The organism is Brevundimonas sp. Marseille-Q4549, assembly GCF_976940555.1.
Genome location: NZ_CDRHXG010000001.1, coordinates 2313552 through 2328753 on the forward strand (window position 1 = coordinate 2313552; position 15202 = coordinate 2328753).

A 15202-nucleotide genomic window follows, 5' to 3' on the forward strand; every position below is an offset into this window, starting at 1 on the left:
GGACCCCTCATTCCTGAGGTCTAACGGTGGCGGCTTGGCGGATGTCAGGCGGCGAGTTCGGGATGTTGGTGTTGGAGACGGTGTTGAGGATTCGGCGCGAGTTTGCGTCCGGGAAGGCGATCAAGGCGATCGCGCGTGACCTTCGATTGTCGCGCAAGGTGGTGCGCAAGGCGATCCGGGAGCCGGATGCGGAGTTCGCCTATCGGCGGGCGGTGCAGCCGTTGCCGAGGCTGGCGCCGTTCCAGGCCAGGCTCGATGAGCTGCTGGAAGAGGACGAGGCGCGGCCGCGGCGCGAGAAGCTGCGGATGACGCGGGTTCATGACCTGCTGGTGCGCGAGGGGTTCGACGGGTCGTACGACGCGGTCCGGCGCTACGCGGCGGGGTGGCGGCTGAAGCGACGCCGGGGCGTGGCGGACGCGCCATCGTTCATCCCGCTGATGTTCCGGCCGGGCGAGGCCTACCAGTTCGACTGGAGCCACGAGGACGTGGAGATCGCGGGCAAGCCGATGCGGGTGAAGGTGGCGCACATGCGGCTGTGCGCCTCGCGGGCGATCTATGTTCGGGCCTATCCGCGCGAGACCCAGGAGATGCTGTTCGACGCGCATGCGCGGGCGTTCGCCTTCTTCGGCGGCGTGCCGACGCGCGGGATCTACGACAACATGAAGACGGCGGTGACGACGGTGTTCACGGGCAAGGACCGGGTGTTCAACCGGCGCTTCCTGGTCATGGCGAGCCACTACATGGTGGAGCCGACGGCCTGCTCCCCGGCGGCGGGCTGGGAGAAGGGCCAGGTCGAACACCAGGTCCAGACGGCCCGGGGACGTTTCTTCCAGCCGCGCCTGCGCTTCACCAGCCTGGAGGAGCTGAACGGCTGGCTGGAGGCGGAGTGCCGGCGCTGGGGCGAGCTGCGTCAGCACCCCGAGCAGAAAGAGCTGACGGTTGCTCAGGCCCTGGCCGCCGAGCGGCCGGCGCTGCAGCCGATGCTGGGCCCGTTCGACGGCTTCCACGAGAGCGAGCACGCGGTGACGGGGACCTGCCTGATCAGCTTCGACCGTAACCGCTACTCGGTGATGGCGAAGGCCGGGCGCCGTACGGTGCAGGTCCGCGCCTATGCCGACCGGATCGTCGTGCGCTGCGAGGGTGAGGTCGTCGCCGACCATCGCCGGTTCTTCGGTCGTGACCGGACCCTCTACGATCCCTGGCACTACCTCCCGGTGCTGGCGACCAAGCCCGGAGCCCTGCGCAATGGCGCGCCGTTCCAGGACTGGGAGTTGCCGCCGGGGCTGGCCCGCCTGAGGCGCAAGCTGGGTGCGGGCGACGAAGCCGATCGCCGGTTCGTGCGGGTTCTGGCGGCGGTGCTGGAAGACGGCCTGGAGCCGGTCGAGGCCGCGGCGCGCGAGGCGCTCGCCGCCGGGACCGTCAGCGACGACGTCATCCTCAACATCCTGGCGCGCCGGCGCGAACCGCCCCGGCCGCTGAGCATCGTCACGCCCGATGACCTGGCGCTGCGGCATCCGCCTCTGGCGGACTGCGACCGCTACGACAGCTTGCGAGGCATGCATGCAGCGGCATGAGATGATGGCGGCCCTGACCGGCCTGGGCCTCAAGGGCATGGCCGGAGCCTTCGACGAGGCGGTCACCACGGGCCTGCAGCGCAAGCGCACGACCATGGAGATCCTCGCCGACCTGCTGCGCGCCGAGACGACCCACCGGCATGCGGCTTCCATCCGTTACCGGATGGCGGCGGCCAGGCTGCCCGCCGTGAAGGACCTCGACGCCTTCGTGTTCGACGACACGCCGATCAACGAGGGGCTGGTGCGCTCGCTTCACAGCGGCGCCTTCCTGGCGAACCGGCGCAACATCGTGCTGGTCGGCGGGACCGGCACGGGCAAGACCCACCTGGCCACCGCCATCATCGCCAACGTCGTGCGGGCCGGGGCGCGTGGCCGGTACTTCAACACCGTCGACCTGGTGAACCGCCTCGAGGAGGAGACCCGCCTGGGCAAGGCCGGTGCGCTGGCTGCTCACCTCTGCCGCCTCGACGTCGTGGTCCTCGACGAGCTTGGCTACCTGCCGTTCGCCCGCTCGGGCGGCCAGCTGCTGTTCCACCTGATCAGCAAGCTCTACGAGCGGACCTCGGTGATCGTCACGACCAACCTCGCCTTCGGCGAATGGCCGACCGTGTTCGGCGATCCCAAGATGACCACGGCCCTGCTCGACCGCATCACCCACCACTGCGACATCGTCGAGACCGGCAACGACAGCTGGCGCTTCAAACACCGCAGCTAACCCTCCACGAAGAACGCCAGGCGAGGGTTGAGCCTCCGGTCGGGCTACGCCCTCCCTACGCCCCAACCCTCGCAAGCGGTGCGCTCGTGACGTCCATCCCGAACCTCAAAAGGGGGTCCCTATTGCACGCCGATAGGGGGTCCCTTTTAGACGCCGATTGACACATGCGGACAGCCGATACCACCTCATCGTCATCCAAAACCTGATAGAAAATCTGCTCCCCCATAAGGTGGACGTAGTAGGGAAAGCCGTCGCTTAGCTGGCCAATCCTAATCTGGCTGTCTCGGTCAATCGCAACACCGAGCGCATTCGCCGCTATGGTCAAGATTTGCCAGCGCGCATCGTGGGGGAGCGGCTCTAGGGGGATCGTCGCCAGATAGCGGTCTGTTGAGAGGTGCACGCCGATAAGCTCGTCGAGGGAAGTCCCGATGCCGCAGATAATCAGCCGTAGATTGATGCGCTGGTCCGAAAGCTGCTTAATGAGATCGGCAACATACTTCTTCTCCACGTCGCTGCTTAGCTGATCAAACTCGTCGATCACAACGATCGGGGTCGGGCCAGCCTTCGGCGCGATGGAGGTCAACATCTCAACAGCGTCGTTGATCGTCTTTAGCGCCGGAAGTCCCAGCGCCTCGGTCGCTTTGACCTTCAGAAATCCCGCGTTGAGTTCTACGCCTTCAAACTTCAGCTTCCCCGTCGAATAGAGCCGATGAAGCTGGCGATAGATATCTTCCACCATGTCAAAAAAGGTGGTGCCCTGATCGCACGCGATAAACGCGAAACCTTCTTCGTCGCCGCTGTGGATTGCCGCCGCTGTGCGTCCGAGGGAGGTCTTCCCGACGCCTCGATCACCGAAGATGAAAATGTGTTTCCCGGGTGAGTGGAGAGCGCGTCCAATCAGCGTTAGCTTTTGCTCTCGACCATGCAGATGTTCAGGTTTGGAGATCGGTTGAGCCGGGGTCAGCAACCCCTTCAACTTCTCTCTGAATGCTGCCTCGTCTAAACCATGGATCATTTAGCCACCCTCGGTGCGACTCCGAGCGTGAGCCATCGAACCAAGGATAGCCGATAACGCCAATCCTTGAAGGGCCAACTCGTCACGGCTGTGGATGACGCAGCCACCCGCCTTGAAGCGGGAACGTAACCGGAACATCTATCCCCCATGCGTTCCCGGCCGGTTTCAGCATGGAAGGATTACAACGTCACGGCGCGTGACCTCGTAGCCGATGGCAGCATCACTGCGGACTTCTCGTGCGAGGGCTGTCGGCGGATAGTCGAGTTCAGCATCTGGAAGCTCGGTGCTCGGCTGGCTGATACGCCGATCCAGCGAATGCGGTTCAGGTGTTCGATGTGCGGCCTCTATCCAAGTTCGCTTCGGATCGGCCGCCGCACTAGCGGCAAAGGCGAAACCATCCTGACGATCTCGCTCAACCCGGCGTGCTGGGACGGCGAACATGAGACCAAGCAACGCAATGCGAAGGCTCGCGCCGAGGCGGCTTGGAAGGCCAAGGGCGGGCGATGAGCTTCAACCGGACGAGTCTGTATCGTCCGATCATCCAGACATGGAGCAAGAACGTCGGCTGGATGGTCGCCCACCATCCAGAATCTCGACATAGTTGACCGATGATGTGTGAGGTCAACTGGCCGTTAGTCGTTGAAGCATTAAAGGTGGTGCCGCCGCTGGCTGTGGCGGGCATCGTCGCTTGGATCGCCTATCAGCAGTGGGTCACTGCGAAGAACAAGCTAGCCTTGGACCTTTTCGACAAGCGATTCGTTGCCAACAAGCGGATCAACGATCTGATGGCGCATAGAGCTAAAGAGAGGGTGGATAACGTAACGCGGATGCTTGGCGCTTATAGCACTCCGTTGAGCGACGAGTTGGATCGCGAAATTATCGAGGCACGCTATCTCTTTGGCGAGCCGGTGTTTCAAAAAATGGTCGAGGCCACCGAGAAGCTGGACAATCTCGTCCGCGCGAACTCGAAACTTGCCGAAGTGAACGATGTGGTTCTCGACGACTCCGTCTTCGACGCGCTTACGCGAGACATTTCCAGTGCTTGGAAGAATGCTTCCCGGTTGAGGCACGAGATCGCTGATATGGTCGAGCCTTACATGATGCTTGACCATATCAGTGTGAGCCGACCGAGGAAGCTCCAGCCGAGACGACGCAAAGGTCTGTTCTCTGCCGGAGACGCCACGGGCAAGTAGTGCCCCACAGGCTCTTCTAGTCAGTTCAGCCGCATCACCTCGGCGGACGTATAGAAGCCGTGCGGGCCCATCTTGGGGAGGATCGCGAACTTGCGATCTCCGACCTCATAAAGGTGGGTGACCAGCGTATCGAACTCTTCCTCGCAGTCCGGGCGAGGCTGGATCAGGATGGCACCTGACATCGAAACAACGATATGGATGTCACTACCGGCGGCGAGATCGTCGAAGGTGAGCTTCACGGCTTCAAGAACTCGCGGACCATCGCGACGACCGCGTTCTGCTCGGCGGGACGAAGGTCCTTCCACAGAGCGAGAATAGCTCGCTCCGAGACCGTCTTGGCCTTTGGGTCTGGGAAGCCATAGAGATCGGTCACATGGCACTCCAGCGCATCGGCCATGTTTAGCGCGGTGGCCGCCGAAATGCGGTTCGTGCCCCGCTCATACTTCTGCACCTGCTGGAAGCTGATGCCGAGAGCGTGAGCAAGCTGGCCTTGCGTGATGTGGAGGGACTCGCGTCGCGTGCGGACGGTGGCGCCGATCTTTTGATCGTCTTCGGAGACTGCAATGAGGGCCATGTTCTCGCGCGACGTTCGGTGATGATGGGGTTCTATGCTGCTGTGCGGACGATCTCGAAGGCTCCGAGATTTTTGCCTCCGGCACGCCCGTGATGATCGAGGAACGCGCTGGACACATCAAGCCGATTTGGTGTGTTCAATCGGACGGCGACGGCTTCAATCTGTGCTCGGCGGAAGCTCGCCAAGGCTGCGGCTAGTGCCGCATCTCGCGTCTGATACGTCGCCCCCTCATCGAAAGGTTTGCCGCTCTCGCGATACAGGTTCACGACGAACGCGCCTTGGGCCGACAGCGCCGTAACGGCGGGTAGTTCATCGAGATAGACCACCCGTTGGTCGTCAGGATCGGCTATTTCGCCCGCGTGCTTGGCATAGAAGACGATCACCAGCACGACGGCTATCGTGATCGGAACAATCCATAGCATTGTCATCGAAGCCCCCCGGCTTGCCTTCAGCTCATATAACACTGGTCATGCTTAAGATCAGCACAATCTCGCAGCGAATGGGCGCATCGTGGGGGTGCCGGTTTCTGGCCCTGCTATGTGGAAGGCTCGGAGATCAGGAAAGCTAGGTGAGGGCGCTCCTGAAGTCGCGCCGTAATGAAGCCAGTTAGATCGGCCTCGCTCGCCTCCATCTGCTCCGGGGTGATCGCCCCACGAAATAGTTCGTAGCGCAGCCACACTCGATAGGTGTTCACGACATCCGTCTCGCCATAGTCAGCGCACTCTTGGATGCGACCGCCCCGAACGTGATCCCAGACCTTCGAGCCGTCGATCCCCTCCGGCTTACCCGGCAAACCCATCATCTTGCACAGGTCGTCGAGAGACGCTTTCGCATTGGACTGGAAGCTGGCCAGTTCGTCGCACAGATCGATGTGCGCTTGGTCGTATCGCTTGAAGTAGGGCCGAGAGGTCAGGCCCGGCGCGGCGATGCCATTGACCATGGCCCGGTATCTTAGGACCGGCATGTCAAACCCATTGCCGTTGAAGGTCACCAGCGTCGGTCGGAGGCTGTCCACGCGGGCTGCGAATGCCGAGATCAGATCGACCTCACTCCGCTCGCCAATGTGGGGGGCACCCAGCGACTGGACGCGCCAAACGCCGTCAATCCGCTCTGCGATCAGCGCAGCGAGAACAGCGACCTTGTGGAGCGGAAGCTTCGGAAACTTCTCGCCGAGGATTTCGACAGCCTCTTCGTCGGTGAGGGTGTCGCGGTTGTGAAGGCGCGCGAGCGTCTCAGTGCAAGGCACAGTTTCGAGATCGAAGACGATGGTGTGCTGGCTCAAATGGCCTCCGGGCTGTGGAGCAGCATTGTCTCGCAGATCGCGTCCATGTCACCCATTATGAGGGAGCCTAAGCTCTTTCTCAGCGAAGCCGAATCACCGCTAATGCGTGGTGCTAATAACCGCTCGATTTGCCTGTATTGGCATTGCCGGTATGCACTTGGATTTGCTAACTAAATCGGCTTCATGGGGACAATCCTAGTTCCCCAGCCACCGCCTGATCGAGGCGATCTCCCAACTCCACATTCGCCGCCCTCTAGTGGCGCAGGTCGCGACAGTCGGACCACGCGCCCCCGATGGAAATGGCGCGCGATGTTGGTTAGGCTTCGGCGCATGGCCGTCCTTATCACCCCCGCCTCCGTCGTCGCCTTCTGGAAGGACGCCGGTCCCGAGAAGTGGTTCGCCAAGGATGCGGCCTTTGACACCCTGTTTCGCGACAGCGGGCGCGCGCTTCATTGGGCGGCGGCGCGACGGGAGTTGGACGACTGGATGGCGACAGCCGAGGGCGCTCTGGCCTTGGTGATCCTGTTGGACCAGTACCCCCGCAACAGCTTTCGCGGCACGGCGCACCAGTTCGCCACCGACCCCCTGGCCCTGATGTTCGCCAATCAGGCGGTGGATGCGCACTATCACCAGGCCGTAGCGCCGGAACTGAAGAACTTCCTTCTGCTGCCGTTCGAGCACTCGGAAAGGATCGAGGACCAGGACCGCTACATGGCCTTGGTCGAAGGCGAGGCGGAACTGGAGAAGTGGGGCCGAATCCACCGCGACATCATCGTGCGGTTTGGTCGCTTCCCCCATCGCAACGCCGTCCTGGGGCGCGAGACGACGCCAGAGGAACAGCTATTCCTCGACGAGGGCGGTTTCGGCGGCTGATTCGATTTTCTGTGGACGCCCGCCCTGCGACGGCGATTTCCGGGGTCACGAATCACTTTCTGGGGCACCTTCGGTTCATGACCGTCCAGATGATCCTCGCTGATGTTCAGTCGCGCGCAGGCGCCGCCCCGGCGGACCATCCGGAATGGCAGTATCTGAACCTGCTGCGCGACATCCTGGACAATGGCGCACGACGCGAGGACCGGACCGGCACCGGGACGCTGGGGGTCTTCGGCCGGCAGATGCGATTCGACCTGTCCAAGGGCTTCCCGGTCCTGACGACCAAGAAGCTGCATCTGCGGTCCATTATCGTCGAACTGCTGTGGTTTCTGCGCGGTGAAACCAATATCGGCTGGCTGAAGAACAACGGCGTCCGCATCTGGGACGAATGGGCCGACGCCGACGGCGAACTGGGTCCTGTATATGGCAAGCAGTGGCGGTCGTGGACCGCGCCTGACGGCCGCGTCATCGACCAGATCGAAAAACTGGTCCATGGTCTGAAGACCAATCCCAACAGCCGACGCCACATCGTCACCGCCTGGAACCCGGCCGACGTGGACGACATGGCCCTGCCGCCCTGCCACTGTCTGTTCCAGTTCTTCGTCGCGGATGGAAAGTTGAGCTGCCAGCTTTACCAGCGCAGCGCCGACGTCTTCCTGGGGGTGCCGTTCAACATCGCCTCCTACGCCCTGCTGACGATGATGCTGGCCCAGGTGGTCGGTCTGGAGCCGGGCGATTTCGTGCACAGCTTCGGCGACGCCCACCTGTATCTGAACCATCTGGACCAGGCCGAACTGCAGCTGAGCCGCGAGCCCCTGCCCCTGCCGACCATGCAAATCGCGCCGAGGACCGACCTGTTCGGCTTCGAACTGTCGGATTTCACGCTGGAAGGCTACGAGGCCTGGCCGCACATCAAGGCCCAGGTCGCGGTCTGACGCTCCCATTCTGATTTTGGAGGCGCCGATGTCCATTCGCCCTGCCGTGGCCGCCCTGACCGGTCTGTTCTTTCTGATCGCGCCCGTGGCGCCGGCTGCGGCGCTTGAAGCCGCGTCCGTCGCACAAGCCGCGATCGCCCCGACGCACCTTTCCATTCCTGCACCCGACGGCCGCGCCGTCCTGCTGGACGTATGGGCCGCGCCCGACGAACGCGGCGTCGTCGTCTTCAGTCATGGTTTCGGCGGCGCGCCCGAGGCCTATGGGCGGTTGCTGACGGCCTGGGCGCGGCACGGCTTCACCGTCATCGCCCCGCTGCATGTCGATTCGCAGAAACACCCGAATCGCGACGCGACAGGCCAGGTCGCCTTCCTGACCCGGCTGGAGGACCTGAGCGTCGCCCGCGCCGAGGCGGCGCGAACACATCCGGGCAAGCCCCTGATCGTCGCGGGCCATTCCTTCGGCTCCCTGATGTCGTTGATCGAGGGCGGCGCCGTAACCGTCGCCGGCTCCATGGGCGATCCGGCGGTGAAGGGGGTGATCGCCTTTTCCTCGGCCGGGAACATTCCCAACGTCGTAACGCCCGAGACCTATAGCACCCTTGCCGGGCCCCTTCTGGTGATCACGGGCGACCGGGACCTGGTTCCCGGTTTCGCCGACGACTGGCGCGATCACCGCATCCCGTTCGACGTCAGCCCGGCTGGCGACAAGACCTTGCTGATCTTCGCCGGTGCAGATCATCAGTTGCCGGGAACGGCGGACGGCGCGCGCTTCGACCAGATCGTTCAGGCGACCGAGGATTTCCTCGACGCCTACGCCCTGAACGACGCCTCCGCCCGGGCGCGGCTTCAGGCCTTCGCCGCCGACGGCGTGACGGTCGAACGGCGCTGACGTCATGGACCTGAACGACCTGACCGCCTCGGTCCTGCGCATCTCCGACATCTATGCGGCCGAACACGACATCGACCGGGACGGGGATTGGGCCCTGCTGAAACTCCAGGAGGAGTTGGGCGAGCTGACGGCCGAGCATCTGCGCCTGTCCGGGCGCGCGCGCGGCGAACCGGACGCCCGCGCGCTGGGCGACGAAGCGGCGGATGTCCTGGGCATGTTGCTGATCTATTGCGCGCGGGCGGGCGTCGATCTGGACCAGGCCATGCGGCGCAAATGGCTGAAATGGTTGGAGACCGACGGCTAGATTTCCGGTGCGATCATGACCATCGGCTTCAGCCGCAGGGACAGGGTCTCGTGGCTGTCGATCCGCTCCACCTCGATGCGGTTCTTCAACGCGCCCATGGCCATGGTGGCGCGAAAGGCGACGACCTCCCCCGGCGCGGCGATGAAGCCTTCCACCGTCGGCTTGTTCTGCTTGGCCGCCAGGCCGACAAATCCCATCGACAGTTGATGGCCGCCGGGTGCGACAGAGATCGCGGTGAAGCGCGGGCTTTTCAGCTGGGCGACGAGGCGGTCGTCCAGCTTGACCTCCATACCCGCAGCCTTGCCGACGAAGCCTTCCCGAAAGACGATCAACAGGGCCTGTCCCGGCTCCGGACGGAAATCGAGCGCCGCCTGCTTCTGTTCGGGCGTCGCCGCCTTGCCCAGGCGCGTGCCTGCCAGATTCGCCATGATATAGGCGGTGAACATGCCGACGAAACCGCCGACCCAGGCCGGAAACAGGCCCGTCTCGGCGCCCGCCGAACTGAGCATGAAGGCCATGAGGCCTCCCGACAGGAGGGCGGCCACGAGGCCGGTGACGATGGCGGGCAGATACTTGCTCATGGGGTCACGCGCGTTCATTGATGAGACCTCGACAACGCATCGGAATGGTCAAGGTTCGTGCCCCAGCCCGTGATTTCCCTGGTCGTCGCGCGCGGGCGTAACGGCGTGATCGGCCGCGACGGCGATCTGCCCTGGCGTCTGCGCAGCGACCTGCAACGTTTCAAGGCCATCACCATCGGCAAGCCGTGCCTGATGGGGCGCAAGACCTGGGAAAGCCTGCCGTTGCGCCCCCTGCCCGGCCGTTTGAACCTGGTGCTGACCCGTGACCAGTCCTATGAGGCCGAAGGCATGGCCAAGGGCGCCCTGGTCTGCGCCACCCTGGACGAAGCCATCGAAATCGCCCGCGAGACGGCCGAAGAAGATAACGTGGACGAAATCTGCGTCATCGGCGGCACAACCCTGTTCGAAGCCGCCCTGCCCCGCGCGCGCCGCCTGTACGTCACCGAGGTCGACGCCGCCCCCGAAGGCGATGCGCGCTTTCCCGACTTCGACCCGGCGGACTGGACCGAGGTGTCGAGCGAACCGCATGAAGCCGGCGAGAAGGATGATCACGCCTTCACCTTCCGCGTGTTGGAACGCCGCTAGATTCGATCAGGCAAGGAGACCGAGATGTACGTCACCACCACCAACGACCTGCCCGGCTTTCGCGTCACACGTCACATCGGTCTGGTGCGCGGCGTGACCGTGCGCTCGCGCAATGTCGTCTCGGACGCCATCGGCGGGGTGCAGTCGATGCTGGGCGGGCGTGTCGGCGCCTATGTCAAACTGGCCGAGGCCGGGCGTCAGGAAGCCTATGACGAACTGGTCAAACACGCCCAGGACCACGGCGCCAACGCCATTCTGGCCGTCCGCTACGACGCCACCGAGATCATGCCCGGCGTGACCGAAGTCCTGGCCTATGGCACGGCCGTGATCGTCGAGGCGGTCTAGGGCTTCAGCCCCTCTACGACCAGGGCTGCGATGGCGGCGAACCGGTCGGCGATCACGCCGGCCGGATCGACTGCGACCGGTGGCCGGCCCGCATCCCCGCCTTCCCGCAGCGCGGCGTCCAGGGGCAGATCGCCCAGGAACGGGATAGCCAATCGTTGCGCCTCGGCCTGTGCGCCGCCCCGGCCGAAGATGGGACCGCTCATATTCTCGATCAGACCCAGGGTCGGCACGCCGACCCGCTGGAACAGGGTATGGGCCCGTCGCGCATCGGCCAGAGCGACTTCCTGCGGCGTCGAGACGATCACCGCCCCGTCCAGCGGCGTCTTCTGGATCAGGGTCAGTTGCACGTCGCCGGTGCCAGGCGGCAGATCGACCACCAGAATGTCCAGCGGCGCCTCGGCCGTGCCCCAGCGTGTCTGAGTCAACATCTGGGTGATCGCCTGGGACGCCATGGGGCCACGCCAGATCATGGCGTCGTCCGCCTTGGTCAAAAGGCCGACCGACATGGCCTTCAGCCCATGAGCGAGATGGGGAACGATGGCGCCATCCTCATAGGCCGGCTGACCGCCGATCCCCAGCATGGTCGGCAGAGACGGACCATAGACATCGGCGTCCAGCACGCCCACCGACAGACCCCGCGCCGCCAGGGCCGCCGCCAGATTGACGGCGACGGTCGATTTGCCGACCCCGCCCTTGCCGCTGGCGACCGCCAGGACGCGCCGCACATGGGCCGGCCTATCGGTCGCAACCGGCGCCTTGGGTCGCCCCTGATCGACGGCGGCCCTCGACAGGCTTGCCGTGCGCGGCTGGGGGGCCGCTTCGGTCGTCAGCACCACGGAAACGCGCGTAACGCCGGGCAAGGCCTTCAACGCCGCCTCCGCCGCATCCCGGACGGGGGCGTAGGTCGCCACGCGGTCGCGCGCGACCTCCAGAGCAAAGCCCGCCCGATCCTCCGCCACCACAAGCCCTTGGACCAGGCCGGCCGAGACCAGACCCTGGCCCGAAATCGGGTCGATGACAGCTTCCAGGGCGGCGAGAACGGCGGCGCGATCGACCAAGAGAAACTCCACAAGGCTTGCGGGCGACAAGGCGCGCGTTCTATCGCCGTTCCAGTCCCGCCGCGAGCCTGCATTTGCCCCGACCGCCCCTCATCACCTTGATCGCCGGCCCGACCGCCTCTGGAAAGTCGGCCCTGGCCCTGAAGATGGCGCGCGAAAACGGTGCGGCGATCATCAACGCCGACAGCCAGCAGCTCTATGCCGACCTGCGCATCCTGACCGCGCGCCCCTCCGAAACCGATGAAGCCCTGGCCGAGCATCGTCTCTACGGCGTCGCCGACGCCGCCGAGGCCTGGTCGGTCGGCCGCTGGAGCCGCGAAGCCTTAAGGATTCTGGACGATCTGCGGAGCGAAGGCCGGCCTGCGATCCTCGTGGGCGGCACGGGTCTTTATTTCATGGCCTTGACCAAGGGACTGGCCGACATCCCCGCCGTGCCGCCGCAGGTGCGGGAGCGCGTCGAGGCGGACTATCTGCAACAGGGCGAGACCGTGTTTCGGGCAAGCCTGGCGTTGCATGACCCCCAGGCCGCCGCCGCCATCGAGCAGAGCGACCGTCAACGACTGGTTCGGGCGATGAGCGTCCTGGTCGCCAGCGGCCGCCCCCTGTCCGCCTGGCGCAACGACACCCAGCCTTTGCTATCGCCCGACCGTTGGACCGGCCTGGTCATCGAGCCGGACCGCGCGTCGCTCTACGCCAACTGCGACCGTCGCGTCGATCTGATGATCCAGGGCGGCGTGGTGGACGAGGTCGGCACCCTGCTGGCCCGCGACCTGCCGCCGTCACTACCGGCGATGAAGGCCGTCGGCGTGCGCGAGATCGCCGCCTGGCTGAACGGCGGCATGACCGAAGCCGACGCCGTCTCGGCGCTGAAACAGGCCACCCGCAACTACGCCAAACGCCAACTGACCTGGTTCCGCAACCAGACGCCGGACTGGGCGCGTACGGCTTGAGGGGCGCATTGATCCGACGCCTTTTCGATGCCCCAGCTTCGCCTTGAGACTGGAGCGTGGGATCGAACCACGCGCTCGAAGCGGCGCCGTTTGAAACCGCATCCACCCGAAGCCGTTGGGTCAGGCAGCCAATCAAACCCAAGGAGATCAAGATGGTGGACGTTTCGCTGATCAAGGAACATCTGGAAGTCGTCGGTTCCGACGGCGGTCACGTCGGACGGGTCGATCACGTCAAGGGCGACCAGATCGAACTGGCCAAGCTCGATTTCGCCGGCGGCTTCAAACACCACATGATCCCGGTCAGCTGGGTCGAAAGCGTGAACGAAAACCATGTTTGTCTGAACCTGACAAAGGACGACGCCAAGGCTCGCTGGACCGAAAAGACCCACTGACATCTCACCAAAGCCGATTGTGGAAGGCCCCGCTGCAACAGCCGGGGCCTTTTGCTATTTGGAGGTTCGCCAAGCGAGGCGATTTGGAGACTGCTGTGATCCGACTGATCCTCAATATCCTGTGGTTCGTTCTCGGGGGATGGCTGTCCGGCCTGCTGTGGTTGCTGGGCGGGGCGCTCCTGGCCCTGACTGTGGTGGGCCTGCCCTGGACCTTCGCGGCCTGGCGCATCGCCAGCTATTCCTTCTGGCCGTTCGGACGTGAGATCGTATGGCAGGACGCCCACCCTGTCGCGGGCTGTCTGGGTCTGGTGCTGAACGTCGTCTGGTTCGTGGTGGCGGGCTGGTACATCGCCTTGTCGCATTTGGTCATCGCGGTGGTCGAGTTCGTGTCGATCATCGGCATACCGTTCGCGCTCAAGGATCTGGAACTGGCCAAGCTCGCCTTGGCGCCCGTCGGCCGCACCATTCGCACCAAGGCCTGAGCCGACGAAAAACGCCGGCGTCGTCGGCCGCCGGCGTTCTTGGTCTAGAATGGCTTCACCGCCTCAACCCGGCGAGATCATCTTCTCGGGACGGACGGCCTCGTCGAACTCGGCGTCGGTCAGATAGCCGCCGCCGACCGCTTCTTCGCGCAGGGTGGTGCCGTTCTTGTGCGCGGTCTTGGCGATCTTGGCGCAGATGTCATAGCCCAGCTTGCCGTTCAACGCCGTGACCAGCATCAGCGAGTTGTTCAGGCCGCGCGCGATATTGTCCTCGCGCGCCTCGATCCCCACGACGCAGTTGTCGGTGAAGCTGATCGCCGCATCGGCCATCAGGCGCACCGACTGCAGGAAGTTGTAGGCCATGACGGGGTTGTAGACGTTCAGCTCGAAATGGCCTTGCGAACCGGCGAAGGTGATCGCGGCGTTGTTGCCGAACACCTGGACGCACACCTGGGTCAGGGCCTCGCACTGGGTCGGGTTGACCTTGCCCGGCATGATGGACGAGCCCGGCTCGTTCTCCGGCAGGGCCAGTTCGCCCAGGCCCGAACGCGGACCGGAACCCAGGAAGCGGATGTCGTTGGCGATCTTGAACAGCGAGGCCGCGACCGTGTTGATGGCCCCGTGGCTGAAGACCATGGCGTCGTGGGCGGCCAGAGCCTCGAACTTGTTGGGCGCCGTGGTGAAGGGCAGGCCGGTGATTTCGGCGATGTGGGTGGCCACCTTCTCTGCGAAACCGATGGGGGCGTTCAGGCCGGTGCCGACGGCGGTGCCGCCCTGAGCCAGCTCCATCAGCTTGGGCAGGGTCTGCTCGATCCGCTCGATGCCGTTGGCGACCTGCTGCGCATAGCCGCCGAACTCCTGGCCCAGCGTCAGAGGCGTGGCGTCCTGGGTGTGGGTGCGCCCGATCTTGATGATGTGGGCCCAGGCCTTGGATTTGGTTTCCAGGGCTCCGTGCAGGTGCTTCAGCGCAGGGATCAGGTCATTGACCACCTGTTCGGCGCAGGCGACGTGCATGGCCGTGGGATAGGTGTCGTTGGACGACTGGCTCATGTTGACGTGGTCGTTCGGGTGGACCGGCTTCTTGGAGCCCATCTCGCCGCCCAGCATCTCGATGGCGCGGTTCGATATCACCTCGTTGGCGTTCATGTTCGACTGGGTGCCCGAACCCGTCTGCCACACGACCAGCGGGAAGTGGTCGTTCAGCTTGCCTTCGATGACTTCATTGGCCGCCTTGATGATGACGTCGGCCAGGGCCGGATCCAGCTTGCCCAGCTCACGATTGGTCTCGGCGGCGGCGCGCTTGACGATGCCCAGGGCCCGCACGACCGGCAGGGGCTGCTTCTCCCAGCCGATCTTGAAGTTTCCCAGCGAACGCTGCGCCTGGGCGCCCCAGTAGCGATCGGCGGCGACTTCGATGGGGCCGAAGGTGTCGGTTTCGATGCGGACGTTGCTCAT

21 protein-coding genes are annotated in these 15202 nt (G+C 64.4%); 13 read left to right on the forward strand and 8 right to left on the reverse strand.

Going from position 1 to position 15202, the window contains the following annotated elements; genetic code table 11:
- Window positions 1-62: 62 nt before the first annotated feature.
- Both istA and istB read left to right on the forward strand, forming a co-directional pair.
- Entirely contained in the window at window positions 63-1574 is a 1512-nt protein-coding gene (istA, locus tag ACWPV3_RS11385) for an IS21 family transposase (RefSeq protein ID WP_164952576.1), read from the forward strand.
- The gene (gene istB / locus ACWPV3_RS11390) at window positions 1561-2289 is read left to right on the forward strand and encodes an IS21-like element helper ATPase IstB (RefSeq protein ID WP_003170613.1); all 729 of its coding nucleotides are present in this window, start codon (window positions 1561-1563) and stop codon (window positions 2287-2289) included. Before istA ends, istB begins: the two co-directional genes overlap by 14 nt.
- Before the next feature lie 55 nt (window positions 2290-2344).
- On the opposite strand, the gene ACWPV3_RS11395 is transcribed toward istB, so the two are convergent.
- Window positions 2345-3304, reverse strand: coding sequence for an AAA family ATPase (locus tag ACWPV3_RS11395; RefSeq protein WP_453977921.1), 960 nt, complete (start codon window positions 3302-3304; stop codon window positions 2345-2347).
- 147 nt (window positions 3305-3451) lie between these two features.
- On the opposite strand from ACWPV3_RS11395, the gene ACWPV3_RS11400 reads away from it, so the two are divergent.
- Window positions 3452-3811, forward strand: coding sequence for a hypothetical protein (locus ACWPV3_RS11400; protein ID WP_453977922.1), 360 nt, complete (start codon window positions 3452-3454; stop codon window positions 3809-3811).
- A 101-nt stretch (window positions 3812-3912) separates the two neighbouring features.
- Complete coding sequence (locus tag ACWPV3_RS11405; RefSeq protein ID WP_453977923.1) at window positions 3913-4497, forward strand: hypothetical protein; 585 nt, start codon at window positions 3913-3915, stop codon at window positions 4495-4497.
- 20 nt (window positions 4498-4517) lie between these two features.
- On the opposite strand, the gene ACWPV3_RS11410 is transcribed toward ACWPV3_RS11405, so the two are convergent.
- From ACWPV3_RS11410 to ACWPV3_RS11425, 4 genes are all read right to left on the reverse strand, one after another.
- Window positions 4518-4736 (reverse strand): hypothetical protein, encoded by a 219-nt coding sequence (locus ACWPV3_RS11410; protein ID WP_453977924.1) that lies wholly within the window; start codon window positions 4734-4736, stop codon window positions 4518-4520.
- On the reverse strand, window positions 4733-5071 hold the full coding sequence (locus tag ACWPV3_RS11415) for a helix-turn-helix domain-containing protein (protein WP_453977925.1): 339 nt from the start codon (window positions 5069-5071) through the stop codon (window positions 4733-4735). Before ACWPV3_RS11415 ends, ACWPV3_RS11410 begins: the two co-directional genes overlap by 4 nt.
- Window positions 5072-5103: 32 nt before the next feature.
- Complete coding sequence (locus ACWPV3_RS11420; RefSeq protein WP_453977926.1) at window positions 5104-5460, reverse strand: hypothetical protein; 357 nt, start codon at window positions 5458-5460, stop codon at window positions 5104-5106.
- A gap of 146 nt (window positions 5461-5606) precedes the next feature.
- Entirely contained in the window at window positions 5607-6353 is a 747-nt protein-coding gene (locus ACWPV3_RS11425) for a 3'-5' exonuclease (protein ID WP_453977927.1), read from the reverse strand.
- 330 nt (window positions 6354-6683) lie between these two features.
- Here ACWPV3_RS11425 and ACWPV3_RS11430 point away from each other — a divergent pair, with 330 nt between their 5' ends.
- The 4 genes from ACWPV3_RS11430 to ACWPV3_RS11445 all read left to right on the forward strand — a co-directional run bounded on the left by ACWPV3_RS11430 (window position 6684) and on the right by ACWPV3_RS11445 (window position 9354).
- Complete coding sequence (locus ACWPV3_RS11430; RefSeq protein WP_313454048.1) at window positions 6684-7226, forward strand: DUF924 family protein; 543 nt, start codon at window positions 6684-6686, stop codon at window positions 7224-7226.
- Window positions 7227-7315: 89 nt separating this feature from the next.
- Window positions 7316-8161: a thymidylate synthase gene (locus ACWPV3_RS11435; protein ID WP_453977928.1), complete on the forward strand. Its 846-nt coding sequence runs from the start codon at window positions 7316-7318 to the stop codon at window positions 8159-8161.
- Window positions 8162-8189: 28 nt separating this feature from the next.
- The gene (locus ACWPV3_RS11440) at window positions 8190-9050 is read left to right on the forward strand and encodes an alpha/beta hydrolase family protein (protein ID WP_453977929.1); all 861 of its coding nucleotides are present in this window, start codon (window positions 8190-8192) and stop codon (window positions 9048-9050) included.
- Window positions 9051-9054: 4 nt separating this feature from the next.
- Window positions 9055-9354: a nucleoside triphosphate pyrophosphohydrolase family protein gene (locus ACWPV3_RS11445; protein WP_292087101.1), complete on the forward strand. Its 300-nt coding sequence runs from the start codon at window positions 9055-9057 to the stop codon at window positions 9352-9354.
- On the opposite strand, the gene ACWPV3_RS11450 is transcribed toward ACWPV3_RS11445, so the two are convergent.
- On the reverse strand, window positions 9351-9935 hold the full coding sequence (locus ACWPV3_RS11450) for a hypothetical protein (RefSeq protein ID WP_453977930.1): 585 nt from the start codon (window positions 9933-9935) through the stop codon (window positions 9351-9353). The two genes, ACWPV3_RS11445 and ACWPV3_RS11450, sit on opposite strands and share 4 nt — an antisense overlap.
- A 57-nt stretch (window positions 9936-9992) precedes the next feature.
- Here ACWPV3_RS11450 and ACWPV3_RS11455 point away from each other — a divergent pair, with 57 nt between their 5' ends.
- Window positions 9993-10520 (forward strand): dihydrofolate reductase, encoded by a 528-nt coding sequence (locus ACWPV3_RS11455; RefSeq protein ID WP_453977931.1) that lies wholly within the window; start codon window positions 9993-9995, stop codon window positions 10518-10520.
- A 24-nt stretch (window positions 10521-10544) separates the two neighbouring features.
- Window positions 10545-10865, forward strand: coding sequence for a YbjQ family protein (locus ACWPV3_RS11460; RefSeq protein ID WP_312732937.1), 321 nt, complete (start codon window positions 10545-10547; stop codon window positions 10863-10865).
- On the opposite strand, the gene ACWPV3_RS11465 is transcribed toward ACWPV3_RS11460, so the two are convergent.
- Window positions 10862-11923: an Mrp/NBP35 family ATP-binding protein gene (locus ACWPV3_RS11465; protein ID WP_453977932.1), complete on the reverse strand. Its 1062-nt coding sequence runs from the start codon at window positions 11921-11923 to the stop codon at window positions 10862-10864. The genes ACWPV3_RS11460 and ACWPV3_RS11465 overlap by 4 nt on opposite strands.
- 74 nt (window positions 11924-11997) lie before the next feature.
- Between ACWPV3_RS11465 and miaA the strand changes: the two genes are divergently transcribed.
- The 3 genes from miaA (at window position 11998) to ACWPV3_RS11480 (ending at window position 13747) form a co-directional block, all read left to right on the forward strand.
- Entirely contained in the window at window positions 11998-12873 is an 876-nt protein-coding gene (miaA, locus tag ACWPV3_RS11470) for a tRNA (adenosine(37)-N6)-dimethylallyltransferase MiaA (RefSeq protein ID WP_453977933.1), read from the forward strand.
- A 152-nt stretch (window positions 12874-13025) separates the two neighbouring features.
- Window positions 13026-13265 (forward strand): DUF2171 domain-containing protein, encoded by a 240-nt coding sequence (locus tag ACWPV3_RS11475; protein ID WP_453977934.1) that lies wholly within the window; start codon window positions 13026-13028, stop codon window positions 13263-13265.
- Between the two features lie 95 nt (window positions 13266-13360).
- On the forward strand, window positions 13361-13747 hold the full coding sequence (locus ACWPV3_RS11480) for a YccF domain-containing protein (protein ID WP_313454040.1): 387 nt from the start codon (window positions 13361-13363) through the stop codon (window positions 13745-13747).
- Window positions 13748-13810: 63 nt separating this feature from the next.
- On the opposite strand, the gene fumC is transcribed toward ACWPV3_RS11480, so the two are convergent.
- Window positions 13811-15202: a class II fumarate hydratase gene (gene fumC, locus ACWPV3_RS11485; RefSeq protein ID WP_453977935.1), complete on the reverse strand. Its 1392-nt coding sequence runs from the start codon at window positions 15200-15202 to the stop codon at window positions 13811-13813.